General features: G+C 69.7%; 22 protein-coding genes. 9 read left to right on the forward strand and 13 right to left on the reverse strand.

Annotation, left to right across the window (positions count from 1 at the left end; translation table 11 throughout):
* Nucleotides 1-54 precede the first annotated feature (54 nt).
* Nucleotides 55-1,053, forward strand: a complete 999-nt coding sequence (locus QM634_RS06390; protein WP_415041935.1) for a stage II sporulation protein M — start codon at nt 55-57, stop codon at nt 1,051-1,053.
* 4 nt (nt 1,054-1,057) lie between these two features.
* Here QM634_RS06390 and QM634_RS06395 read toward each other — a convergent pair whose 3' ends face one another.
* Genes QM634_RS06395 through QM634_RS06415 form a run of 5 tightly spaced genes read right to left on the reverse strand, consistent with a single transcriptional unit; the run spans nt 1,058 to nt 6,255 of the window.
* Nucleotides 1,058-2,470, reverse strand: a complete 1,413-nt coding sequence (locus QM634_RS06395) for a DUF58 domain-containing protein (RefSeq protein WP_415041936.1) — start codon at nt 2,468-2,470, stop codon at nt 1,058-1,060.
* Nucleotides 2,470-3,441: an AAA family ATPase gene (locus QM634_RS06400; protein ID WP_415041937.1), complete on the reverse strand. Its 972-nt coding sequence runs from the start codon at nt 3,439-3,441 to the stop codon at nt 2,470-2,472. Before QM634_RS06400 ends, QM634_RS06395 begins: the two co-directional genes overlap by 1 nt.
* The gene (locus tag QM634_RS06405) at nt 3,438-4,712 is read right to left on the reverse strand and encodes a DUF4350 domain-containing protein (RefSeq protein ID WP_415041938.1); all 1,275 of its coding nucleotides are present in this window, start codon (nt 4,710-4,712) and stop codon (nt 3,438-3,440) included. Before QM634_RS06405 ends, QM634_RS06400 begins: the two co-directional genes overlap by 4 nt.
* Nucleotides 4,709-5,392, reverse strand: coding sequence for a DUF4129 domain-containing protein (locus tag QM634_RS06410; protein WP_415041939.1), 684 nt, complete (start codon nt 5,390-5,392; stop codon nt 4,709-4,711). Before QM634_RS06410 ends, QM634_RS06405 begins: the two co-directional genes overlap by 4 nt.
* Nucleotides 5,389-6,255, reverse strand: a complete 867-nt coding sequence (locus QM634_RS06415; protein ID WP_415041940.1) for a hypothetical protein — start codon at nt 6,253-6,255, stop codon at nt 5,389-5,391. The genes QM634_RS06410 and QM634_RS06415 overlap by 4 nt, the downstream gene beginning before the upstream one ends.
* A 279-nt stretch (nt 6,256-6,534) precedes the next feature.
* On the opposite strand from QM634_RS06415, the gene QM634_RS06420 reads away from it, so the two are divergent.
* A complete protein-coding gene (locus tag QM634_RS06420) occupies nt 6,535-6,924 on the forward strand; it encodes a nuclear transport factor 2 family protein (protein ID WP_415041941.1) in 390 nt (129 codons plus the stop codon).
* A gap of 3 nt (nt 6,925-6,927) precedes the next feature.
* Here QM634_RS06420 and QM634_RS06425 read toward each other — a convergent pair whose 3' ends face one another.
* A complete protein-coding gene (locus tag QM634_RS06425) occupies nt 6,928-7,605 on the reverse strand; it encodes an SDR family oxidoreductase (RefSeq protein WP_415041942.1) in 678 nt (225 codons plus the stop codon).
* 26 nt (nt 7,606-7,631) lie between these two features.
* Between QM634_RS06425 and QM634_RS06430 the strand changes: the two genes are divergently transcribed.
* From QM634_RS06430 to QM634_RS06445, 4 genes are all read left to right on the forward strand, one after another.
* Complete coding sequence (locus tag QM634_RS06430) at nt 7,632-8,096, forward strand: hypothetical protein (RefSeq protein ID WP_415041943.1); 465 nt, start codon at nt 7,632-7,634, stop codon at nt 8,094-8,096.
* A 56-nt stretch (nt 8,097-8,152) separates the two neighbouring features.
* Entirely contained in the window at nt 8,153-9,019 is an 867-nt protein-coding gene (locus tag QM634_RS06435) for a hypothetical protein (RefSeq protein ID WP_415041944.1), read from the forward strand.
* A 716-nt stretch (nt 9,020-9,735) separates the two neighbouring features.
* Entirely contained in the window at nt 9,736-10,206 is a 471-nt protein-coding gene (locus QM634_RS06440; protein WP_415041945.1) for a MarR family winged helix-turn-helix transcriptional regulator, read from the forward strand.
* A gap of 80 nt (nt 10,207-10,286) precedes the next feature.
* Nucleotides 10,287-11,534 carry an MFS transporter gene (locus tag QM634_RS06445; protein ID WP_415041956.1) on the forward strand — a complete coding sequence of 416 codons (1,248 nt, stop codon included), beginning with the start codon at nt 10,287-10,289 and terminating at the stop codon, nt 11,532-11,534.
* Between the two features lie 65 nt (nt 11,535-11,599).
* Here QM634_RS06445 and QM634_RS06450 read toward each other — a convergent pair whose 3' ends face one another.
* The 7 genes from QM634_RS06450 to QM634_RS06480 all read right to left on the reverse strand — a co-directional run bounded on the left by QM634_RS06450 (nt 11,600) and on the right by QM634_RS06480 (nt 19,646).
* A complete protein-coding gene (locus tag QM634_RS06450; RefSeq protein ID WP_415041946.1) occupies nt 11,600-11,935 on the reverse strand; it encodes a hypothetical protein in 336 nt (111 codons plus the stop codon).
* Nucleotides 11,932-12,597 (reverse strand): hypothetical protein, encoded by a 666-nt coding sequence (locus QM634_RS06455; RefSeq protein ID WP_415041947.1) that lies wholly within the window; start codon nt 12,595-12,597, stop codon nt 11,932-11,934. Before QM634_RS06455 ends, QM634_RS06450 begins: the two co-directional genes overlap by 4 nt.
* A gap of 47 nt (nt 12,598-12,644) precedes the next feature.
* The gene (locus QM634_RS06460) at nt 12,645-15,200 is read right to left on the reverse strand and encodes an ABC transporter permease (RefSeq protein WP_415041957.1); all 2,556 of its coding nucleotides are present in this window, start codon (nt 15,198-15,200) and stop codon (nt 12,645-12,647) included.
* A 14-nt stretch (nt 15,201-15,214) separates the two neighbouring features.
* Nucleotides 15,215-16,081 carry an ABC transporter ATP-binding protein gene (locus tag QM634_RS06465; protein ID WP_415041948.1) on the reverse strand — a complete coding sequence of 289 codons (867 nt, stop codon included), beginning with the start codon at nt 16,079-16,081 and terminating at the stop codon, nt 15,215-15,217.
* Nucleotides 16,082-16,199: 118 nt separating this feature from the next.
* Nucleotides 16,200-18,029 (reverse strand): phosphoenolpyruvate carboxykinase (GTP), encoded by a 1,830-nt coding sequence (locus tag QM634_RS06470; RefSeq protein WP_415041949.1) that lies wholly within the window; start codon nt 18,027-18,029, stop codon nt 16,200-16,202.
* 197 nt (nt 18,030-18,226) lie between these two features.
* Nucleotides 18,227-18,541, reverse strand: a complete 315-nt coding sequence (locus tag QM634_RS06475; protein WP_415041950.1) for a DUF6802 family protein — start codon at nt 18,539-18,541, stop codon at nt 18,227-18,229.
* Nucleotides 18,542-18,596: 55 nt separating this feature from the next.
* The gene (locus tag QM634_RS06480; protein WP_415041951.1) at nt 18,597-19,646 is read right to left on the reverse strand and encodes a hypothetical protein; all 1,050 of its coding nucleotides are present in this window, start codon (nt 19,644-19,646) and stop codon (nt 18,597-18,599) included.
* 73 nt (nt 19,647-19,719) lie between these two features.
* Here QM634_RS06480 and trmB point away from each other — a divergent pair, with 73 nt between their 5' ends.
* From trmB to QM634_RS06495, 3 genes are all read left to right on the forward strand, one after another.
* Nucleotides 19,720-20,463 (forward strand): tRNA (guanosine(46)-N7)-methyltransferase TrmB, encoded by a 744-nt coding sequence (gene trmB / locus QM634_RS06485; protein WP_415041952.1) that lies wholly within the window; start codon nt 19,720-19,722, stop codon nt 20,461-20,463.
* Complete coding sequence (locus QM634_RS06490) at nt 20,460-21,149, forward strand: NYN domain-containing protein (protein ID WP_415041953.1); 690 nt, start codon at nt 20,460-20,462, stop codon at nt 21,147-21,149. The genes trmB and QM634_RS06490 overlap by 4 nt, the downstream gene beginning before the upstream one ends.
* Before the next feature lie 189 nt (nt 21,150-21,338).
* The coding region (locus tag QM634_RS06495) for an MMPL family transporter (protein WP_415041954.1) at nt 21,339-23,848 on the forward strand (2,510 nt) is incomplete at its 3' end.

Genomic DNA, 23,848 nt, shown 5'->3' on the forward strand with positions numbered 1-23,848 from the left:
AGCGACGATTCGATGAGCCGACACCGGCTCGGACCGCTGACTAAGGTGTGAGCCGTGGACTTGGACGCCTATCTCGACGCACACCGGGCCGAGTGGAATCGGCTCGACGACCTGGTGCGACGCCGCGGATTGACCGGCGCGGAGTCCGACGAGCTGCTCGACCTGTACCAGCGCGCGGCCACCCACCTGTCCGTCATTCGCTCGACCGCCCCCGACGCGCAGACCGTCGAATACCTCTCGACGCTCGTGGCGCGCGCCCGCTTCCGGGCGACCGGTTCCCGACCGTTCTCCTGGTCGACGGTCGCGACGTACCTGACGCGCACCCTGCCCGCCGGCTTCTACCGCCTGCGGTGGTGGTGGGTGCCGATCATGGTCGGCTCGTTCGTCGTGATGACCCTGATCACCGTCTGGTGCCTGAACCACCCGACCACCATGGCGTGGCTGCTGCAGCGCTCGGGCGGCAAGAACTACGTCGACCACGCCTTCGCCGACTACTACACCGACCACCAGGCGCAGTACTTCGCCTTCCAGGTGTGGACCAACAACTTCCGGCTGGCGTTGCTGGCACTGGCCTTCGGCATCTTCTTCTTCCCCGTGGTGTGGGTGCTCTACGAGAACGTGCTGGGCGTGGCCCAGGCGGCCGCGGTGATGATCGACAACGGCCGCGCCGACGTCTTCTTCGGCCTGATCCTGCCGCACGGGCTGCTGGAGCTGACCTGTCTGTTCATCTCCTGCGGCATCGGCCTGAAGCTGTTCTGGACATGGGTCGCCCCCGGCCACCGGACCCGCACCGCCGCCCTCGCGCAGGAGGGCCGCACGGCGGTCTCCATCGGCCTGGGGCTGGTGGTGCTGCTGCTGGTCTGCGGCATCATCGAGGCCTTCGTGACGCCGTCGCCGCTCCCGACGTTCCTGCGCATCGGCATCGGCCTCACCGCGTGGCTGGGCTTTCTGGCCTACGTCTTCATCCTCGGCCGCAAGGCCTACCTCGACGGCGCCACCGGCGACCTGGAGAGCGAGATCGACCGCGGCTCGCAGGCCCCCGTCGCCGCCTGACGGGCTACAGCAGCCCGCGCGCCTTCAGTGACAGGTAGTGGTCGGCCAGCGCCGGGGGGAGGTCCTCGGGCCCGCGGTCGATCACCGCGACGCCGAGCCGGGCGAGCACGGCCGCCGTCTCCTCGCGCTGGGTGAGCGTGCGGGCGGCCGCCGACGCCCGGTAGGCCGACGTGGAGTCACCGCGCTCGGCGAGCATGTCGTCGAGGGTCGGGTCGGAGACCGACGCGATCACCACCTGGTAGCGCTGGGCCAGCACCGCCAGCGTCGGCAGCAGCGACTCGGCGATGGCGGCCGGTTCCAACGGCGTGAGCAGCACGACCAACGCGCGCTGCCCCACTGACCTCGCCACCTCGGCACCCAGCAACCCCCAGTCGGCCTCGAGCAGCGCCGGTTCCAGCGGCGCCATCGCGGTGACCATCTCGTTGAGGAGGTTGACCCGCCGCGTCGCGCGGACCTTCTTGTGGATGACGCGGTCGCCGGCGATGAAGTCGATGCGGTCGCCGGCGTGCGATGCCAAGGCGGCGAGCAGCAGGGCGGCGTCCATCGCGGCGTCCAGGCGCGGCTGGTCGCCGATGCGCCCGGCCGAGGTCCGCGACGTGTCCAGCACCAGCACGACGTGTCGGTCGCGCTCGGGCTGCCACGTGCGCACGACCGTCGCCCGTCGGCGGGCGGTGGCGCGCCAGTCGATCGAGCGGACGTCGTCGCCCTCGACATAGTCGCGCAGCGAGTCGAATTCGGTGCCCTGACCGCGGGTGCGGACCGCCGACCGACCGTCGAGCTGGCGCAGCGAGGCCAGCCGCGACGGGAGGTGCTTGCGCGAGTCGAAGGCGGGCAGGGCGCGCACCGAGCCGGGCAGGAACAGCGAGCGCTGTCGACCGCCCAGGCCCAGCGGCCCGTTGCGGCGCAGCGTGATCCGGATGGCGAGCCGGTCACCGCGGCGGGTGGGCTGCAGGCCGACGTCGAAGAACTCCCGCTCCCCCGGCGCCAGCGAGAGGTTCCGCCGGTTGCTCAGCGGGCCCGGCGGAGCGGGGTCGCCGGACAGGTCGAGCCGCACCCGTTCCCACCATGCGGCGAGGTCGGCGACGAAGCCCGGGTCGCGGGCCTTCTGCTGGTGCACCGGGGCGGTCGCGCCGGCGCCGGCCGACGGCTGCCACGCGTCGCGGAGGCGACCGCGGTAGCGACGGCCCGAGGAGTTCACGACCGACAGCCGGGTCGTCGTGTGCTCGCCGAGGCGGATGGGTGCGGTCTTGGCGCGCGTCACCGTCACCGCCGACGTCGGGCCGGCCACCAGCACGTCGAGCAGCAACAACGCGACCGCGATCGCGATCCACGCCCACACCGTCGCGCCCGACGGCCAGATCAGCACCGGGATGGCGCCGAGGGCGACGAGCAGCGCGAAGCGGCCGGTGACGAACATCAGCGCGGGACGGGCACGGAGTTGATCGCGGCGTCGAGTACCGCCGAGACGGACACGCCTTCCAGTTCCGCCTCGGGCCTCATGCCGAGGCGGTGGGCCAGCGTCGACTGGGCGAGCGCCTTCACGTCGTCGGGGGTGACGAAGTCGCGTCCGGACAGCCACGCCCACGCCCGGCTCGTGGCGAGCAGGGCGGTCGCGCCGCGCGGGCTCACGCCCAGCGAGAGCGACGGCGACATGCGGGTCGCACGGGCGATGTCGACGATGTAGCCCAGGACGGCCGGGGCGACCGACACCTGGCGCACCGCGGCCACACCGGCGGCGATGTCGTCGGGGGAGGCGACCGCCGTCATGCCGGCGCCGGCGAGGTCGCGCGGGTCGAAGCCGGCGGCGTGGCGGGACAGGATCGAGATCTCGTCCTCGCGCGGCGGCAGCGGCAGCGTCACCTTCAGCAGGAAGCGGTCGAGCTGGGCCTCCGGCAGCGGGTAGGTGCCCTCGTACTCCACGGGGTTCTGCGTGGCGGCGACGACGAACGGCTCGGGCAGGGCGCGCGGCACACCGTCGATGGAGACCTGGTGCTCCTCCATGGCCTCGAGCAGCGACGCCTGCGTCTTGGGCGGCGTGCGGTTGATCTCGTCGGCGAGCAGCAGGTTGGTGAAGACCGGGCCCTCGCGGAAGGTGAACTCCGAGGTCGCGTTGTCGAAGACCAGGGAGCCGGTCACGTCGCCGGGCATGAGGTCGGGGGTGAACTGCACGCGCTTGGTGTCGACGTCGAGTGCGGCAGCCACCGAGCGCACGAGCAGTGTCTTGGCGACGCCGGGCACGCCCTCGAGGAGGATGTGGCCGCGGCAGAGCAGGGCGATGAGGATGCCGGCGACCGCCGAATCCTGTCCCACGACGGTCTTGGCGACCTCGCCGCGGACCGCGGACAGTGCGGCGCGGGCCCGGTCGGAATCGGTGTTCGGTTGAGTCATAGTGCGGGTCTGACTTCCTCTTCAAGGGTGGACAGGTTTGCGGCGAACTGGACGAGACCGGCGTCGCCCGTGGGGAGTGGTCCGACGAGCAGGGCGTGGATCTCGCCCGGTGCGCGGCCGGTGGCGCGGGAGACGGCGGCGACGATGTCGTCGATCGGGGCGTGGCGGGAGACGCCGAGTCGTCGGGGGATGGTCCGCAGCGCATGCTCCCGCAGTTGCGCGGCGGCGCGGGCGGCATCGCCGGAGGATTGGTAGAGCCGGCCGCGGGCCTCGGTCGTCTCGGCCGCCTTCACCACCGCCGGCAGCGGCTCGGCGACCAGCTGGCCGAAGCGGCGGCCGCGCCAGATGCCGACGGCGACCATGACGAAGAAGCCGAGCCAGATCATCGGCCACACCCACGGCGGGACGTCGGGTTTGAGTTTCGGATCCGCCTTGGGCTTGGGGGCGTCGTCGTCGTTGTTCTTGTCGTTCTGGTCGGGGGCGAACCAGTTGACCGCCGACCCCGCGCCGAGGACCCGCACGCCGATGCCCGCGTGGTCGGCGTTGAGGATCTCGTTGTTGGTGAACCAGAGCTGCGGCATGATGACGATCTCCGGTCGCGACCCGGTCGCCGGGAGCACGACCACCGCCGACGGGGAACCCGGCACACCGGGCGAGGATCCCGCGGTGCGGAAGCAGCCGACCGCACCGGCGTTCAGCACGCGGATCGCATAGTCGGTGTAGCCGGCGGAGTCCTCCGGGTGGATCCCGGCGACGTTGCACCCGGCCGGGCCGGCCGTCGTGGCGTAGATGTTGGAGACGTCGGCGTCGACGCCCCACGCCGGCAGCATCGTGTTGGTGGGGCCGAGCAGCACGATCCGCTTGGCGCCCCGCGACTTCGCGAGGAGGATCCGCGAGGTGGCCTTGGAGGCCTCCCCCGCGCCGGACACGACGACCACGGTGTTCGACGAGGCGTCGGAGAAGTCGCGCACCTGGCGCTGGGTGCGGGCGACGGTGACCTTCACGCCGTGGGTCTTGAGCGTCTCGGCCAGGGCTGCGCCGCCGTCGACGCCGTAGTTGGCCGGGTCGCCGGGGCGGAAGTTCTTGTCCTGCGGCCCGACCTTCCCACCGCCGACGATCACCGCGATCGCCAGCGCCACCACCAGGCCGATGACCAGCAGGACCAGCCCGACGACGATGGCGACCGTGCGCTTGGACCCGCTCGGCTTCTCACCGGTCGGCGGGGTTGACGGGGGTACGGGGGCGAGCGGCGCCGCGACGGGGGCGCTCATCGGTTCACCGGCGGCAGCAGGGGCAGGGACATCTCGGCCAGCTCGTCGTCGACGAAGCCGGTCGGTTTGGTGTCGCGCAGGTCGGTGTCCAGGTGGACCAGCGCCGACGCGGAGTCGGCGCTCGCGTGCCGACCGCCGTAGGCGACGGCGTCGAAGGCGTCGGCGGCCGAGTGCAGGGCCAGCGCCTGGGCGCCGAACACGTGGCGCAGGCGGCGCGCGACGTCGTGGGCGGTGGCCGACTGGGCGCCGAGCAGCAACGTCCGGTCCGAGGCGGTCTGCGCGATGGCGCGCATGGCGTTGACGACGGCGCCGTCGTAGTCGCCGGCGGCCAGTGCCGCGGCGGCAGCCTGTCGGAACTCTTCCTGGGTGCCGATGACGCCGCCCAGGACCGCGCCCGGCTCGCCGTCGCCGGCCCGCTCGTCGCGCGGTCGGGTCTCGCGCCACACGCGGTAGGCGATGTAGGCGGCCGCGATCAGCAGGAGGATGAGCAGGATGACGCCGATCGTCTTGGGCCAGCCGCCGTTGAAGAGGTTCTGCAGCCAGTCGAAGGTGTGGCTCTCCTCCTTGGGCTTCGACTTGGGCGCCTCCGGCTTGAGGTACCGCGACTTGGACAGCTCGTCGAGCAGCCAGCGGCGCGCGGTCGGGTTGTCCGGGTCCAGCGCGAGGATCGTCGTGCTCATCGGGCCGCCTCCGCGGCCAACAGCTCGACGTCGAAGGCCTCCTGCCGGATCCGGGCGTCGACGTAGGTCATGACGGCGAAGCCGGCGACAACCGGCGACACCAGGGCGGCGCCGACGAGCATGCCCAGTCGCGGTGGGAACGACGAGTTGGCGGCCAAGAGCATGAACACCGCATAGGCGATGCTGGTGAGCATGAGTGCGCCGAAGAGCGTGGGGACTGTTTGGCGGAGGGCGCCGCGGCCGAACAACCCGAGCGCGCGCGGCACGCAGCGGCTGAGCGGTCCGCCCTCGACGGCGACGACGGTCTGCGCCAGCAGTGCCGGGGTGGCGAGGAAGAGGTAGACCGCCACCACCGCGGCGAGCAGGAACGGCTGCGCCAGCACGAGGAGTGAGAACACGGTCCCTTTGACCAGCCACACCAGGAGGAAGCCGACGACGATCGCGGGACCGGCGAGCAGGACCGCGCTGACGAGGTCGAGCGTGAGCAGGCCGACGGCGCGGTTGCCGAGGATGCCCAGCGCGGTGCGGAAGGACATCGGCGTGCCGGTCGCGCGCGCGTGCATCGGTGCGGCGAGCAGGCCGGTCAACACGACCGGTCCGACGAGGGCGGCGATGCTGATCGCGACCGTGCCCATGGTCGTCTCGACGTGGAAGACCGCTGCCGCAACGGCGATGGCCGGGACCCAGACGATCGCCCACGCAAGGGCCACAATGCCGAGGTTGCCACCGAGGGCGCCGACCGACCCGCTGAGGATGTCGGCAGGCCGCAGGGGACGCAGGGGCACCGACCCGGGTTTGTGAGCGGCCAGGCCCGCCTGGACCGACGGTTGGGGCTCGGGCAATCGGTGGTCGAGTGCCGACATTCTTTGGTGGTCGAGTGCCGACGAGCCGCTAGGCGAGTCGGTGTATCGAGACCCCGGAACGGTGTATCGAGACCCCCGCACCTCCTGCCACTCTGCATCCACCGGCGCGCCTGCGGGAGTCGCGGGATCGACGTTCGGCGCGGTCCACGACGAGGGGGTGTCGTCAGCCGACATCTGCCCTCCTTGGTCGTAGATCCGCGAACACTCTAAGCAAACACCATCCTGCTGCTACGGTGACTAGAACCTGTTCTAGTTTTGTCATTCGAGGAGAACACCCAGATGGCTGATGCCGCCGACCTGACCGCGACGATCAACAGCGTCGTCGACTCCTACATCGACCTGCTCACCGACGGTACGCCGGAGCAGATCGCCGACCTTTACGCCGAGGGCGCGAGCGTCGAGGACCCGATCGGTGCACCGCTGCGCTCGACGCGCGACGAGCTGGTCGAGTTCTACGGACTCATCTGCAACCTCGACGAGCACAAGGCCACGCTGAAGTGGAAGAAGGTCGTCGGTGACACCGCGGTCTTCGAGTTCCACCTCTTCACCAAGGCGGGCGATTCGGGCTTCGAGATCCAGCCGGTCGACATCATGGTTTTCGACGAGAACGGCAAGATCAAGTCGATGCGCGCCGTCTGGGATCCGGCCACCGACCTCAAGCAGGTCTAGCTCCTACCGACGGCCGGTCGGCCGCAGCACCACCTCGACGGGGTGCGCGTCAGCGGGCGTGCCCACCGCAGCGGCGACCGCAGCGGCGACGGTGCCCGGGTCGAGGAACTTCTCGGGTGCGTACTCGTCGCCCTCGATGGCGACGATGTCGCGCTGCATCTCCGTGTCGATGCGCCCGGGGAAGATCGAGGTGACGCGTAATCCCGGCTCCTCGAGCCGCAGCGCATCGGCGAGCGCCCGCAAACCGAACTTGCTGGCGGCGTACGGCGCCCACCCGGCGTTGGCGCGCATCCCGGCGCCCGAGTTGATGAAGACGACGTGGCCGTCGGCCGCGCGCAGCGCCGGCAGCAGGAGTCGGGTGAGTTCGGCGGCGGCGACGAGGTTGACCTCGAGAAGCCGGTGCCATTCCTCGACGGGAGTCTTGGCAATCGGCTGAAGTTTCGACGCGATGCCGGCGTTGTGGACCAGGACGTCGAGCTCGGTGATCCCCTCCACTGCGGTGGCGACGGCGGCATAGTCGGTCAGTTCAACCGCGAAGGTCGTTGCATTCAGCGACGCGGCGAGGTCGTCGAGCTCCGACGACGGTCGGCCGCCGAGCAGAAGGTCGTGGGTTGGTGCGAGGGCCTTGGCGATCTCGGCTCCCAGGCCGCGGCTGGCTCCGGTGATCAATGCGGTGGGCACGGATCGACAGTACCGACCCGAGCACCGTGGCGGTGCGCGATGATGGCCGGATGGATACCAACCGTCGCCTCACCCCCGCCTTGATCGCCGCGCTTGTGGTGGGCCTGGTGCTTGCCGCGGTCTTCGGCCCGCGCGCCTATGACAAGGACATCCTGTCGTACGAGTTCTCCGGCGATCCCGGTGATCGCGCCGAGGTCCTCGACCGCGCCGTGCGCGCCGACTTCGGCTTCATCGTCGGCTACACGCTGGTGTTGGGTGCGCTCGCGTTGATGCTGCGCTCTCGGGCCAGGACCGAACGCATCCACCGGATCGCGAGCGCCTTCGTCGTGATGACGGTTGCCGCGGCGATGTGCGACTACGTCGAGGATGCGGCGCTGCTCCAGCACAACGGCACCTGGTCGGCGCCCTTCGCCGCGGTCAAGTTCCTGATGATCGTGCCCGTGGTCATCGGTATCCCTGTGCTGTGGATCGTGAACCGACGACGCTCGTAGCCGACTTCCCGAGTCACTTGAACAAGCCGATAGCTCCTTAGACTCTGTTGTCGTGAATGGCCGGTGGCAGCGTGTCTGATTCTGTGCTGGGGGTTGTCTGGCTGATTTGGTTGGTTCTCTTCGCCGGGTCAGGCCTCATCATTGGCTCGGCTCTTAGCCGTCGATCGCTTTGGATCATGCTGCCCGCGACCGCGATCTTCTCAATCGTTGCCGCAATGGCCGAAGGCCCCACCGCTTTCGCTCTTCCGTGGGCGCTTTACGCGGTCATGCTGCTTCGCTTGGAGCACCTGGCATCCATTCCCAAGGTCGGCCGGCCCGTACCTCCCGAGAGGTACACACCGCGCAACGCCTACGAGAAGGCGAGCGACCTGAGCCCCATAGTGATCGCCCTCGTACGCACCGGCAACCTCCGCGCCAGTGTGTGGGCCTTAATATTCCTGCTGTTCTTCGTCGCGAGCGGTATCGCACTGATGGTGAGCGCGGACGCTTCGGCTTCCGCCATCGCCGTGGGCACCGCTCTCATCGTCACCGGACTCGCACTAGCATTTCGGTACCGCCCCAACCGTCTACTCAGCCGCCGTCCTTACACGCGACGCCCGAACGGTCTCGATGTTCACAAACATCGGTGGTTCGCTCCCCGGGTTGCCGAATTCAACCGCGGATGTGTGCGGGTGCGCGGTCGCACTCTCTGGTCGACGCTGGATTTCGAGGTCACCGAGATTCGAGGTGCGAAGCTCAAGCTCAGCGATACCGGCCTGTGCGAACTGCTCATCCTGGGGCGCCAGAGCTACACGAAACGCCCCTTCGCGATTCGCAGCACCCAACCGCTCACTGGTATCGCAATGCCCTGGTGCCCTGAACGCCCCCTCCTCGTCCACCTTGAAGAGATCCAGGAGCTTCTTGGTGTCACCATCGGCGCTTAACGAGGTGCGACGGGGCGCATCCCCATCTTCACGGGTCCAACTGGATCTTGCAGAGTCGCGGTCATGCGCCTCCGACGCTAGAGCGCCCCACGCATCCATGACGGCCATCCCGGCGGAAGGCCTGATGGGCAAAGGGAGCCCGATTGGCGGTCAACTAGGAGCCACACCAGGAACACTGCGACGATCACACCTAACACGAGAGCGCCCGCGACGCCCAGATATCTCGACCCGTACGCCCCGAGTACTAGGGAAACCACGAGGAAGCCGATAGCGCCTGCGATGCTGAGATAAACGAGCAAGTTGAAGTTGGCGGTTCCTTCGGATCTATCGGTTTCGCTCACGCAGTTCACGAAGACATACATGTTCACAAATAGTGCGACTGATCCAGCAATCAGCGCGATCGTTCCAGCGCCAACCGCAGCGGCAAGCCAACCACGACGTGTGTAGCTGGCTCTGCGCGCAATGCTCCTCATCGGCACCTCACTCGCGGATTCACAATCCCGACTTCTGTGTGAGTCTACGAGAATCGTTGCCTCGCCCAGGACGCCTGGCTGGACGCCCTCAGTCTCGACTGGCTGATCCCCTAGCCGCCTACTCCCTGATTGCGGTCGCGCTCCGCCGATCGATGGAGCGCGAGCAGATTCGGGGAGCGCGCCGTGGCGAGCATCACCCTCTCCCAGCTTTTATTTCGTAAACCTAAGTAATAACCTGGAGCCATGCGCTCCAACGACGACTTGGCCCGGGACCTCCGCCCCGCGATCACGCGTCTGTACCTCGCCCTGCGCCGCCGGGCACCGGTCGCCGAACTGAGCGCAGCGCAGGCCTCGGCACTCTCGACGCTGCTCTTCTACGGGCCGCTTCGCATGGGCACCCTGGCCGAGCGCGAGGGCATCCGGATGCCAACGGCAACCGCCCTCGTCGACGGGCTGATCAAGGTCGGCCTCGTCGACCGGCGTCCCGACCCCGACGACCGTCGCGCCGTCCTCGTCGAGCTCACCGACACCGGGCGCGTCCAGGTGGAGGCGGTCCGCCGTCGCCGCGACGACGCCCTCGCCACCGCCCTCGGACAACTGCCCGAAGACAAGAAGCACGCCCTCGCCGACGCGGCCGATGCGCTCGACGAGCTGCAACGACTGCTCGAGAACACCCCGGGCACCAGCACCACTAAGGAGAACCCCGAACCGTGACCGCCACGATCGACGACACCGGCGCAACCACGCCCTCGCCCGCCACCCCTCCCCCGCACCACGACGAGCACCCGTCGCTGATGGAGGTCTTCCGCCAGCAGCCGCGCACCGTCTGGGTCACCGCCTTCGCCGCCATCATCGCCTTCATGGGCATCGGCCTGGTGGACCCGATCCTCAACACCATTGCCGAGGCGCTGCACGCCCCCGAGTCCAAGCTGACCCTGCTGTTCGGCGTGTACCTGGGCGTCCAGGTGTTCGCCATGCTGATCACCGGCTGGGCCGCCTACCGCTTCGGCCCCAAGCGCACCCTGACCGTCGGCCTCGCGCTGATCGTCTTCGCCGCCGGGCTCAGCGCCTTCGGCTCCAACATCGACCAGCTCATCGCCCTGCGCGTGTTCTGGGGTCTGGGCAACGCCCTGTTCATGGCGACCGCGCTCGCCTTCATCGTCGGCCAGGCCAAGGGCGGGCAGAAGGGCGCGATCCTGCTGTACGAGGCGGCGCTCGGCGTCGGCCTGGCGGTCGGCCCGCTGCTGGGCGCGCTGCTGGGCACGTTCTCCTGGAAGGCCCCCTTCGGCGGCACCGCCGTCCTGATGCTGATCGGTGCCATCCTGTGCGCCTGGATGCTGCCCGCCGACGGCCCGCACACCGACCGCACCCCGGTCGGCTTCTCCGCCCCGTTCAAGGCCCTGCGCAACCGCACGCTGCTGGTCACCGGCGTCGGTTCGGCCTTCTACACCGGCGCCCTGTTCACCATCGTCGCGTGGGCCCCGCTGGCCCTGTCGATCGCCAACAAGGCCCACGGACACGGCGGCGTCGGCCCCATCGGCGCGGGCTTCGTTTTCTTCGGCTGGGGCGTCCTGACCGCCCTGTCCGGCGTCTTCCTCGCCCCGCGCATCGCCGACGCCATCGGCCAGAAGGCCGGCGTGATGACTGCGATCGGCGTCTACGCCGTGATCATGGCGCTCGCCGCCATCGGCGCCGGGCTGAACTCGGTGTCGCTGATCGGCCTCGCCGTCATCCTGTCCGGCTTCCCGTCGGGCGTGCTGAACACCCTGTTCACCAGCGTCGCGATGTCCAGCGGTGACGCCAACACCCCCCGCTCGGTGTCCAGCGCCGGCTACAGCTTCCTGCGCTGGTTGGGCGGTGCCACGTCGGCGATCCTCGTCGCCCATCTCCCGGTGTGGCTGGGCACCCCCACCGCCCCGTTCTGGTTCGCCGCGGCCTACTGCGTCATCGCCGTCGCCGTCGTGTCGCTGGTGCGCACCGGCAAGCGGGACCACGACCCGGTCGCCGACGATGCCGCTCTCATCGGCGCCGAAGAGATGTAGCCGGCCACAAGCCGACTGACCCAAAGCGGCCCGAGGGGGAACACCCCTCGGGCCGCTTTGTCATTTCAGTCCAGCGTGACCTTCACCGACGTCCCCTTCGGACCGCGGCGCGCAACGGCAAAACCCGTCCGGTCACGACCGTCCAGGTGGAGCGTGATCGGCCCGCCGTCGGGGTAGAAGTTGCGCCACCACGACTTCTGGTCGGGCGCGGCGACGCCGATGAGCACCTCGTCGCCGCGGCGCTGGTAGGCCACCACGAGCTTGACGTGCTTGCCGCTGCGCCGCCCGGTGTAGGAGACCTCGGTCATCGACTTGCCCAGGGCGCCGCCGATCACCGGCGCCGACATCAGCGGGATCACCACGCGGTTGGCCGCCGCCGCCACTCGTTGGAATACGGTCATTCCGGCACCACCGCCGCGCAGCTCAGCGGCCCGCCCGAACTCTGGCCCTCGGCGATCACCTTGCCGCCGGACAGGATCTGGCACTTCACCGACCCGCGCACGACGATCGCGTTCAGGCTGGCCTGGCCGTCGGAGGCGTAGGTGGTCACCGACCAGGGCGAGCGCACCGTCGCGACCGTCATCGGCACACCGTCCTCGGTGTAGCGCACGACGATCAGGTCCCCGTCGCCGACCAACCGGTACACGACCTGCCCGGCCGGGGTCTGCGCCGTCGTCTCGGTCTTGGTGGTCGACGGCGTCTCGCTGGTGGTCTCCGAGCTGGTCGTGTCGGTCTCCGACGTCGTCGACGAGCTGACCGCCGGGCTCGCGTCGTCGCGGCCGTGACCGCCGGTCACCGTGATCAGGAAGGCGACCAGCAGGATCGCGAGCAGGGCGCCGACGACCGCCGCGATGAGGGTCTTGGTGCGACGGTCCATGCCGCCGCCCCCGCCGCCGGAGCCGTACTGGGTGGCGGTGGTGTACTCACCGGGGTACTGCGCCGTGCCCGGGTACTGCTGGGTGCCGGGGTACTGGTCCGCCGGGTACGCGCTGGTCGGATTGTCCGGATCGAACCGTCGCGTCGAGGACGCGAAAGGATCATTCGGATCGTTCTGATACGTCATGCGACCATTCTGCACGGCTCGCCCGCATCACGCCCGAACCCGCCGGATCACTCCCCGGCGATCGCGTCCAACGGCTTGGTGCGCGCCGCGCGGATCGCCGGCCACACCGCGGCGACGACGCCGACGACGGCCGCCCCGACGAGCGTCACCGCGATGAGGGTCCACGGCAGCACCGGGCTGCCGATCCCCCACTCGCGCAGCGTCCGGACCACCGCGATCGCCAGCCCGCTGCCCAGCAGCACGCCGAGCAGGGCGCCGAACACCGCGATCAGCACCGATTCCAGGTAGACCATCCGCCGGACCTGGCCGCGGACCATCCCGATGGCCCGCTGCATGCCGATCTCCTGGCGGCGCTCCACCACCGACAACGCCAGGGTGTTGATGATGCCGAGCACGGCCACCAGCAGCGCCAGCCCGAGCAGCGCGTACAGCACGCCGAGCATCTGGTCGATGAGCGAGGAGACCGAGCTCTTGTACTCGTCCTCGGTCTGCACCTGCACGGTCAGGTACTTGTCGGTGGCGTCGGTCAGCCGCTTCTGCAGCGTCGCCTTGTCGGTGCCCGGTGCCGCTCGCGCCCACACGCCCAGGAACATCTGCGTCGCCGGCGGCATGACCCGGTCGTAGGCGGCGGTGCCCAGCAGCCACGGTCCGAGCGCGTCGTTGCGCTCGTACACCCCGGTCACCGGCACCTCGACGGTGCTGCCGTCGCCGCGGGTGAAGTCGACCGTCGTGCCCGGGGTCCAGCCCTGGGCGCGGGCGGTCGGTGCGTCGACGAGCATCCCGCCGGGCGTCACGTCGCCGCCGTCGACGATCTTGTAGTGGACCATGTCGCTGAGCTTGCCGCCGACGACGCCGCGGCCCATCACCTGCTTGCCGTCGATGGTGGAGACGACCAGCCCCGCGCCGACCACCGAGGAGACTCCCTCGGTGGTGCGCACGGCGGCCAGCACCGGCGGCGGCACCGGGCCGTTGTTCACGCCGGTGACGAAGAAATCGGCGCGCACGGTCTTGTCCAACGCGTCGTCGACGGTCGCCTTGAACGTCGAACCCAGCGTCCCGATCACCGCGACCAGCATCAGGCCGATGGTGAGGGCGAACGCGGTGGCCGCGGTGCGTCGCGGATTGCGTGCCGCGTTGGTCCGCGCCAATTGGCCGATCTTGCCGAACGGGCGGGTCAGCACCCCGATCACCGCGATGACCGGGCGCGACAACGCCGGCGCGATGAGCACGACCGCGACGATGAGCAGCACCGCGCCCGCACCGACGGCGACCGCCGGGACGACTCCCTGGTGCAGTGCGGCGACGACCGTCAGCACGATCCCCAGCAACCCGATGACACCGCCGACGACGGTCCGGGTGTGCAGCGACCGCGGCTCGGCCATGGTCGCGCGCATCGCCTCGACCGGCGCGACGCGGGCCGCCCGTCGGGCCGGCAACCATGCGCTGAGCATGGTGACGACGATGCCGACCGCCAGTGCGGCGAGCACCGCGGTCGGGGTGATCCGCAACCCGCCGTTGGGCAGTCCGGTGGTGGCGATCGCGATGGCCCGCAGCGCGGCCGCCAGCCCGATGCCGACCGCCAGCCCGATGACCGCGCCCAGCAACCCGACGATGAACGCCTCGGTCAGCACCGACCGCGACACCTGGGTGCGGCTTGCGCCCACGGCCCGCAACAGGGCCAGTTCACGATTGCGCTGCGCGACGATCATCGCGAACGTGTTGTAGATGATGAAGGTGCCGACGATGATCCCGATGCCGGCGAAGGCCAACAGGATGTAGGTGAAGATCTGCAGGAACTTGTTGATCGCGTCCTTGCTCTCCTGCCGCACCTGCGCGCCGGTCTGGACCTTCAACTTGGTGGGGCCGAGCAGCGCGCGCACCCGTTGCTGCAGCTCGGCGTCGGAGACGCCCGGCTGCGCGGACAGGGTGACGGTCCCGGCGTGGTTCCCGTCGGAGTAGAGCCGCTGGGCGGTCTGCTCGTCGAAGGCGACGTTGACGAAACCGCCGACCTCGAACGGCCAGTCGAGCAGCCCGACGACCGTCACGTTCTGCGGCTCGGCGGTGCCCTGGCCGGCGACGACGCGCGTCGTGGAGCCGACCTTCAGCCCCGCCTTCTCGGCGGCGGTCGAGTTGAGGGCGATCTCGCCGGCGCGCTGCGGGCCGCGGCCACCGGGCAGGATCGTGTTCTCGCCTTTGGCGACGGCACGGTCGGGCGGCAGGTAGGTGGTGCCGATGCTCGGCGCGTTCCCGGTCTGCAGCGCCTTGCCCTCGGCGGTGGCGACGGCGACGAGGCCGTTGTAGTTGACGGCGAGGCGGTCGTAACCGAGCTTCGCGCGGTTGGCGCGCAGCGTGTCCACGACGGTGTTCGGCACGCCGGGGCTCACCTGTGCGCCCGACGCGGCGACCTGCGACGGGTTGTCCGGCGACACCTGCACTGCGACGCCCTGCGCGGTCTTGTCGAAGATGCTGGTGAACGCGTTGGAGATGCTCGAGGTGAAGATGATCGACCCGGCGACGAAGGACGTGCCGAGGACCACCGAGAAGACGGTGAGGAAGAGCCTGACCTTGTGGGCGGCCAGGTTGCGCACCGAGACCCGGCGCATGACCGATGCCACGGCTAGTCGTCCTCCCGCCGGATCCGTTCGGTCACCGCGTCGCCGCCGGCCTCACCGTTGACCGACAGCACCGTCGTGTCCGGGTCGTCGTCGGGGGCGACCGCGTCGTCGAGGTGGCGCATCACCTCGAAGACGCCGTCGGCGTCCGGGTTGCGCAGCTGGTTGACGATCCGGCCGTCGGCGAGGAAGACGACGCGGTCGGCGTAGGAGGCCGCGCGCGGGTCGTGGGTGACGATGACGACGGTCTGGTCGAACTCGTCGGTCGCGGCGCGCAGGATCGAGAGCACCTCGCCCGACGAGCGGGAGTCGAGGTTGCCGGTCGGCTCGTCGCCGAAGATGATGGCCGGCCGACCCACCAGCGCCCGCGCGCAGGCGACGCGCTGCTGCTGGCCGCCGGACAGTTCGCTGGGCCGGTGGTCGAGGCGGTCGGTGAGGCCCAGGCGGGTGACGACCGCGTCCATCCACTGCTCGTCGACGTCGCGGCCGGCGATGTCGCACGGCAGCGTGATGTTCTCCCGCGCGGTCAGCGTCGGCACGAGGTTGAACGACTGGAAGACGAACCCGATGCGGTCGCGCCGCAGCACGGTCATCGCCTTGTCGCCGAGCCCGTCGAGCGAGGTGTCGCCGATCAGGACCTGCCCCGACGACGGGTTGTCGAGCCCGGCGAGGCAGTGCATCAACGTCGACTTGCCCGACCCCGACGGGCCCATGATCGCGGTGAACTCGCCGACCGGGAAGTCGACGCTCACCCCACGCAGGGCGTGTACGGCGGTGTCCCCCTCGCCGTACACCTTCGTCAGGTCGGTGGCGCTGGCTGCGATCCCCGCGGACGTCGGGGAATCGTCGATGGCGGCGTGACGAGGCGGCATGTCTCTACCGTGCCATATTCGGGATGGCCGAGCGATCGTTCCGACATCTGCTCACCGGGTCTCGATACACCGTCTCGCCTAGCGGCTCGCCGGCACTCGACCACCGGTGGTCGGTGCGCTATTCGGACAGGCGCTTGGTGAGTGCGTCGAGCTCGTCGCTGAGCTGCTTGGGCAGCTTGTCGCCGATGAAGTCGAACCACTCGTTGATCGAGGGGAGCTCGCCCTGCCACTCGGCAGCATCGACCTTGAGCGCCTCGGCCACGTCGGCCGGGTCGACGTCGAGCCCGTTCAGGTCGAGCGACTCGGGAGTGGCGACGATCCCGATCGGGGTCTCCTTGCCCTCGGCGCGACCCTCGATGCGGTCGACGATCCACTCGAGCACACGGCTGTTCTCGCCGAAGCCCGGCCACAGGAAGCGACCGTCGTCACCGCGGCGGAACCAGTTGACGTAGTAGATCTTGGGGAGCTTGTCCGCGTCGGCCTTCTCACCGATGGTCAGCCAGTGCTGCAGGTAGTCGCCGACGTTGTAGCCGATGAACGGCAGCATGGCCATAGGGTCGCGGCGGACCTTGCCGACGGTGCCCTCGGCCGCAGCGGTCTGCTCCGAGCCGACGGTCGCGCCCATGAACACGCCGTGCGCCCAGTCGCGCGCCTCGGTCACCAGCGGGATGGTCGTCTTGCGACGGCCGCCGAACAGGATCGCCGAGATCGGCACGCCGGCCGGGTCGTCCCACTCGGGGGCGACCGACGGGCACTGCGACAGCGGGGTGCAGTAGCGGGAGTTCGGGTGGGCGGCCGGGGTCTGCGTCTTACCGCGGTACCAGTCGTTGCCCTTCCAGTCGACGAGGTGCTCGGGGTCGCCCTCCAGGCCCTCCCACCAGATGTCGCCGTCGTCGGTGCGCGCGACGTTCGTGTAGATCGTGTTGCCCGCCTCGATGGTCTTCATCGCGTTGGGGTTCGACGAGTGGTTGGTGCCGGGGGCGACGCCGAAGAAGCCGAACTCCGGGTTCACCGCGTAGAGGCGGCCGTCCTTGCCGAAGCGCATCCAGGCGATGTCGTCGCCGACGGTCTCCGCGCGCCACCCGGGGATGGTGGGCTGGATCATCGCGAGGTTGGTCTTGCCGCAGGCGCTGGGGAAGGCCGCAGCCACGTAGTACGACTTGTCCTCCGGGCTGATCAGCTTGAGGATCAGCATGTGCTCGGCGAGCCAGCCCTCGTCGTGGGCCATCGCCGAGGCGATGCGCAGCGAGTAGCACTTCTTGCCCAGCAGCGCGTTGCCGCCGTAGCCCGAGCCGTACGACCAGATCTCGCGGTCCTCGGGGAAGTGGGTGATGTACTTGTCCGGGTTGCACGGCCACGGCACGTCCTGCTGGCCGGGCTCGAGCGGGGCGCCCACCGAGTGCAGGCCCTTGACGAAGAAGCCGTCGTCGCCGAGCGCCTCCAGCACCTTGGGGCCGACGCGCGTCATCACCCGCATCGAGAGCACGACGTACTCCGAGTCGGTGATCTCGACGCCGAGCTTCGGGTCGTCGCTGCCGAGCGGGCCCATGCAGAACGGGATGACGAACATCGTGCGGCCGCGCATGCACCCGCGGTACAGCTCGGTCATGGTGGCCCGCATCTCGTCGGGATCCACCCAGTTGTTGGTCGGGCCGGCCAGTTCCTCGGTCTTGCTGCAGATGTAGGTGCGCGACTCGACGCGGGCGACGTCGGCGGGGTCGGACAGGGCCAGGAACGAGTTGGGCTTCTTCTCGTCGTTCAGCTTGACCATCGTGCCGGCCTCGACGAGCTGCGCGGTGAGTCGATCCCACTCCTCGTCGCTGCCGTCCGACCAGACCACGCGGTCCGGCTGGGTCAATTCGGCGACCTCGGCCACCCAGGCGAGCAGGCCGGCATGTTTCGTGGGCGCGCTGGCAGCGTCCAGCCCGGGGATCGTGGCAGAGGTCATGTGAAGCGTCTCCTGAGGTCTCCAACCGCCTGCAACGCGGTCAGTCTGCCCCTCAGGATACGCGATCTACCTGCTCGATCGGGAGTCGGGTTCGCCACGTTCGGGTCATATGTCCCTATCGGCGGGCACCCGCCCGAGAAGGAGGGTCGGGGCCAGTCACCCCCCCGATCGACTGGCCCCGACCGCCCCGATGGCGGCTAGCGCAAACGCCCCGGGCGCACCGTGCTCCACCGGCCGGTTTGCTCGTCGTAGGTCGACGACGTCACCGATCCGTCCGTCCCCACCCGGGTGATCCGGTCGACGCGGCCGTCGCGGTCGGAGTCGGTGAACACCGTCAGACCGTCGGCGTCGTTGCGCGACAGACTGTCGCGGATGCCGTCGGCGTCGGTGTCGACCGTCGCCGGTCCCAAGTCCCACAGGCGCTGGGCGTCCGCGAGCCACAGATGGTCGCCAACGCCACCGCCAACCGCGTCGTCGCCGGTCTGCTCGTCGTAGATCTCGCTGCCGTCCATCAGTTACTTAGACGCAGCGGCCCGTCGAACGGTTCCCTCGGGTTTGCCCGGGCCGCTAGCCGGTCGCTCGACGGACCCGCGCCGCGACCGCCGGTTCGACGCCGCCGAGCATGGCGGCCACCCGCCATTCGGTGCGCGCCCGCGCATCGGCGACCGTCTCGACCACCCACGCCCGCGCCTGGTTGCGCAGGAGCACGCGGCGGCGCAGCGCCACCGCACCCGCGGCCACCGCGACCCCCAGCAGCGCCGCGACGATCAACGCGGCGGCCCCCGGAAACCAGGCGGCCATCGACCCCGCGGCCAGGCGCCCGACGCCGAGACCGCTGGAGGCGCCGATCAGCACGATCACCGCGTCTTCGGCTCCCCACCCGCGGTCGCGCCAGGGCACCGGCGGAACCGGCGCCGACGCGGAGGGCACCGGATCGCCGTTGCGGTCGTAGCGGCGCAGTCCGATGGTGGCGGTCGACTGCAGGTGGGCGGCCTGTCCGGCGGCCGCCCCGACGACCGCCTCCTCGAAACCGGCGGTCGAGTGCCGGAACCACCGGGTGAAGGTCGCGACGTCGCCCGAGCGCAGCGCAGCCGCCTCCCGTGCGCCCGCCGCGGCCAGCTCGCGGAATCCCGAGTGGATGGCACCGCCGGCCCAGGTGCGCACCGCCGCGGACCCGACGCGCAGCCCGGTGAGCCGCTCGACGGTGTCGCGGCCCGCCAATTCGACCGAGGCCGCCGCGTCGGCCGATTCCTCGACCCATGCCGACAACTCGGGCAGACCGGAGGCGTCGGGATCGTCGTCGTGCAGGCCCGACGCCACGGCGAAGAGCGCCAGCCCGCCGTCGGGATCGACCACCGTCGACCACCGCGACACCCGCTCGGGCCACGATGGGCAGTTCTCGATGCCGGTGCCGACCAGCGCTACCGCGTCGCACCGTTTGCGCAGCGCGCGCAATGCGACGACTGCCTCGGCACTCGGCTCGCCGGACACGTCGAAACACCACAGCCCGACCGTCGCCGACCCGCCGACGACGAATCCCGACGCCGTCAGCGCCCGCTCGAGTACTCCGGAATCAGCGGCGCCCGGCCCGATCATCTCGACCCGGCCGAAGCGCACACACCTGTCCTCCCCCACCTCGAACCTCCCCCGTAGTCCGGACTCCCATGTAAACAGGTGAGACGATGGTCCGGTGAGCGAAACCGTCGATCAGTCCCGGCTCTACCCGCGGGTGACCAGTTTCCGGTTCCGGCGCGGCACCCTGACCCCGGGGCAGCGCCGCAACTGGGACAACCTGTGGCCGGTCCTCGGCCGCGACCTGCGGATCGGGCGCGAACCCGACGGCACGATCGACGAGCCGCCGCTGAACGCCGACGAGTGGTTCGACCGCTCCGCTCCGCTGATCCTGGAGATCGGGTCGGGCACCGGCATCTCGACCGCCGCGATGGCCGCCGACGAGCCGCAGTTCAACGTGGTCGCCGTCGAGGTCTACCAGCCCGGCCTGGCCCAGCTCGTCGGTCTCGTCGACCGCGGCGGGCTCACCAACGTCCGGATGATCCGCGGCGACGCCGTCGTCGTGCTCGACGAGCTCATCGAGGACAAGAGCCTCCTGGGGATCCGCGTCTTCTTCCCCGACCCCTGGCCCAAGGCCCGCCACCACAAGCGACGGCTGATCCAATCCGGCACGCTGGCGACGATGGCGACCAAGCTCGTCGACGGCGGGGTGCTGCACATCGCGACCGACCACGCCGACTACACCGAGTGGATCCGCGAGCTCCTCGAGAACCAGGACACCTCGCGCACCCACCTGGTGCCACTCGAGGCCGAGTCGCCGATCTCGCTGGCCCGCCCGACCACCAAGTTCGAGGCGCGGGCCGCCGACGAGGGCCGCGTCGTCACCGAATTCGTCTACACGCCGAAGGAGGGGGATCGATGAGCGCCGAGACGATGAACACCGGCGAGGTGATCTCCGGCCAGTCGCGGGCCCGACGCGTGCTGCTCGTGTGGGACGCGCCGAACATGGACATGGGACTGGGCGCCATCATCGGCGGCCGCCCCACCGCCGCGCACCGCCCGCGCTTCGACGCCGTCGGGCGCTGGCTGCTCGCCCAGACCGATCACCTGCGCGCCAAGGACGACGCCACCCACCTGCCCGACGGGGTGTCGCCGCAGATCGAGGCCGAGGCCACCGTCTTCACCAACATCAGCCCGGGCAGCGCCGAGGTCGTGCGGCCCTGGGTCGACGCGCTGCGCAACGTCGGCTACGCCGTCTTCGCCAAGCCGAAGGTCGCCGAGGACACCGACGTCGACGACGACATGCTCGACCACATCGAGATGCGTCATGCGACGACCGGGCTGGCCGGGCTGATCGTCGCCTCCGCCGACGGACAGGCCTTCCGCGAACCCCTGCTGCAGCTCGCCGCCGACGGCGTCCCGGTGACCGTGATCGGCTTCCGCGAACACGCCAGTTGGGCGCAGGGCGTCGACCAGCTCACCTTCGTCGACCTCGAGGACATCCCCAACGTCTTCCGCGAGCCGCTGCCGCGCATCACCCTCGACGCCCTGCCCGACGACGGCGCCTGGCTGCCGCCGTTCCGCCCGCTGTCCTCGCTCCTGCGCTGACCCGCGCAGCCGCTCCACCGACTGTCATCCGCTCCGCGAATCCCCGGAGCGTTCGGCGGCTGATGCGGCGTTTGTGCGACGAAACGGGCCCTGCTCAGCCTGTATTCAGGCGATACCTGGAAGAATGGCCCGACGTGGGTCTCGCGCCGTACACCGGCGGACCCGGTCGGGTGACGAAAGGAACCGAAGGTGTTCGGATGGATCGGCGCGTTCGTCTATCGAATGCGATTCGCCGTGATCGCCGTGATGGTGGCGCTCATGGCCGGTCTCGGCCTGTACGGCCTGGACCTGCCCAAGCACCTGTCCCAGAGCGGTTGGTTCGACCCGACGTCGGAGTCGGTGAAGGGCTCGATCATCGCCGACACGGCCCTGGGCCGCGACCACAAGTCCGACATCGTCCTCATGGTCACCCCGCCGCCCGGGCAGAAGGTCGACGACCGCGAGTTCTCCACCAAGATGGAGAACTTCGTCAACGACCTGCTGAACAACAAGGACAGCAAGGACCTCGTCGGCCGCAACGACCCCGGCATCTACGACCCGTTCAACCCCGGTGACGGCAGCCCGCTGGCCAAAGAGGCGCAGAAGCAGATGCAGGCGCGGATGTTCGCGCCCGACCGCAGCAAGGCGTTCATCAGCATCGGCGTCAAGGGGCACGACGACACGTCGATCCTGACCAACTTCAAGAAGCTCAAGCCCGCCTTCGACAACATCGACACCCGCTTCGACCTGCAGGGCGCCAAGTTCGACCTGGCCGGTCTGCAACCCATCGCCAACGCGATGAGCGAGGGCATGGAGAAGGACATCCACCGCGCCGAGGTGATCGCGCTGCCGGTCGTCGCGCTGATGCTGTTCTTCGTCTTCGGCGGTGTCGTCGCGGCCGCGCTGCCGGTGCTGATCGGCGGTCTGACCATCGCCGGGTCGCTGGGCATCATGAAGTACCTGGCGACCGTCACCGAGCTGAACATCTTCGCCCAGTCGGTCGTCACGCTGATCGGCCTGGGCATCGCCATCGACTACGGCCTGTTCATCGTCAGCCGCTTCCGCGAGGAGTTGGCCGAGGGCTACACACCAAAGGCCGCGGTCCGAAGATCGGTCATGACGGCCGGGCAGACCGTCTGGTTCTCGGCGACGATCATCATCGCCGCCATCGCCTGTCTGCTCCTGTTCCCGCAGGGCTTCCTCAAGTCGGTGGCCTACGGCGCGATCGCGTCGGTGGCCCTGGCGGCCTTCCTGTCGATCACGGTCCTGCCGGCGATCCTGAGCATCCTCGGCCGTCGCATCGACGCCTTCGGCCTGTCCTTCCTGCGCAAGACCAAGACCAAGCAGGAGGTCGAGGACGGGTTCTGGGGCCGCCTCTCGGGCTGGGTCATGAAGCACCCGGTGAAGACCGCGGTGCCAACCGTCCTGCTGCTGCTCGCACTGATCATCCCGTTCTTCAACATCAGCTTCGGCGGCATCAGCGAGCGCTACCTGCCGCCGACGAACCCGACGCGCCAGGCGCAGGAGTCCTTCGACAAGGCCTTCCCCGCGGCGCGCACCGAAGAAGTCAAGATCATCGCCGTCTACGACTCCAACAAGGACGGCCAGGAACAGAAGCTCAAGCAGTTGGAGGAGGCCGCCAACTCGCACGACAACGGCGTCCCCCAGGAGCAGAAGTACTTCACGAAGAAGTTCACCCTGGAATCCGATCCCTCCGGCAGCGGCGGCGACGCCCAGCCGTGGGGCGACTCGGGGCTGATCGTCGCGCAGATGTCGGCCGGCCTGCAGAACCCGGGCGACCCCAAGCGGACGGCCGAGGCGGTCAAGTTCCTCCGCTCGGTCGACAAGCAGGGCCTGGACCGCGTCTACATCGCGGGCACGCCGACGCTGACACAGGACTCGATGGACGCCATGATGAAGCGGCTGCCGCTCATGACGGTGATCCTCGTGTTCGTCACCGGCTTCCTGATGTTCCTGGCCTTCGGGTCGGTGGTGCTGCCGATCAAGGCGGCGCTCGTCTCCGCGTTGGGCCTGGGCGCGACCCTGGGCATCTTGACGTGGATCTTCGTCGAGGGCCACGGCGACGGACTGCTCAACTTCAGCCCGGGTCCGCTGTTCGCGCCCGTGCTGGTGCTGATCATCGCGATCGTGTTCGGCCTCTCGACCGACTATGAGATCTTCCTGTTGTCCCGCATGGTCGAGGCGCGCCAGAAGGGGCTGTCGACGACCGAGGCGATCCGCGTCGGCACCGCGCACACCGGCCGCATCATCACCGCCGCCGCCGCGATCCTCATCGTGGTGACGGGTGCCTTCGCACTGTCGGACATCGTGATGATGAAGTACATCGCCTTCGGCATGATCGCCGCCCTGATCCTCGACGCGACGATCATCCGCATGCTGCTCGTGCCGTCGACGATGAAGCTCCTCGGCGACGACTGCTGGTGGGCGCCGCAGTGGATGAAGTCCCTGCAACGCCGACTGGGCCTGGGCGAGACGATCCTGGAGGTCGAGCCGGACCAGATGGTCGACGCCAACTCCGCCGCCGGCGCCAAGTCGATGTCGGCCGGAGCCGTGATCGCCACCGCCCCGACGTCGGCGTTCACCGGGGTCAACCGGGTGTCGCGACGATCGCGCCGGGCCGCCGAGCGCGCCGCCGAGGCCGCGCACGAGGCCGGTCTGCCCGTCGCACCGGTGCCCGACGTCGCTCCGCAGCGTCCCGC

It is taken from the genome of Gordonia sp. (in: high G+C Gram-positive bacteria), assembly GCF_047606305.1.
Classification (GTDB): domain Bacteria; phylum Actinomycetota; class Actinomycetes; order Mycobacteriales; family Mycobacteriaceae; genus Gordonia.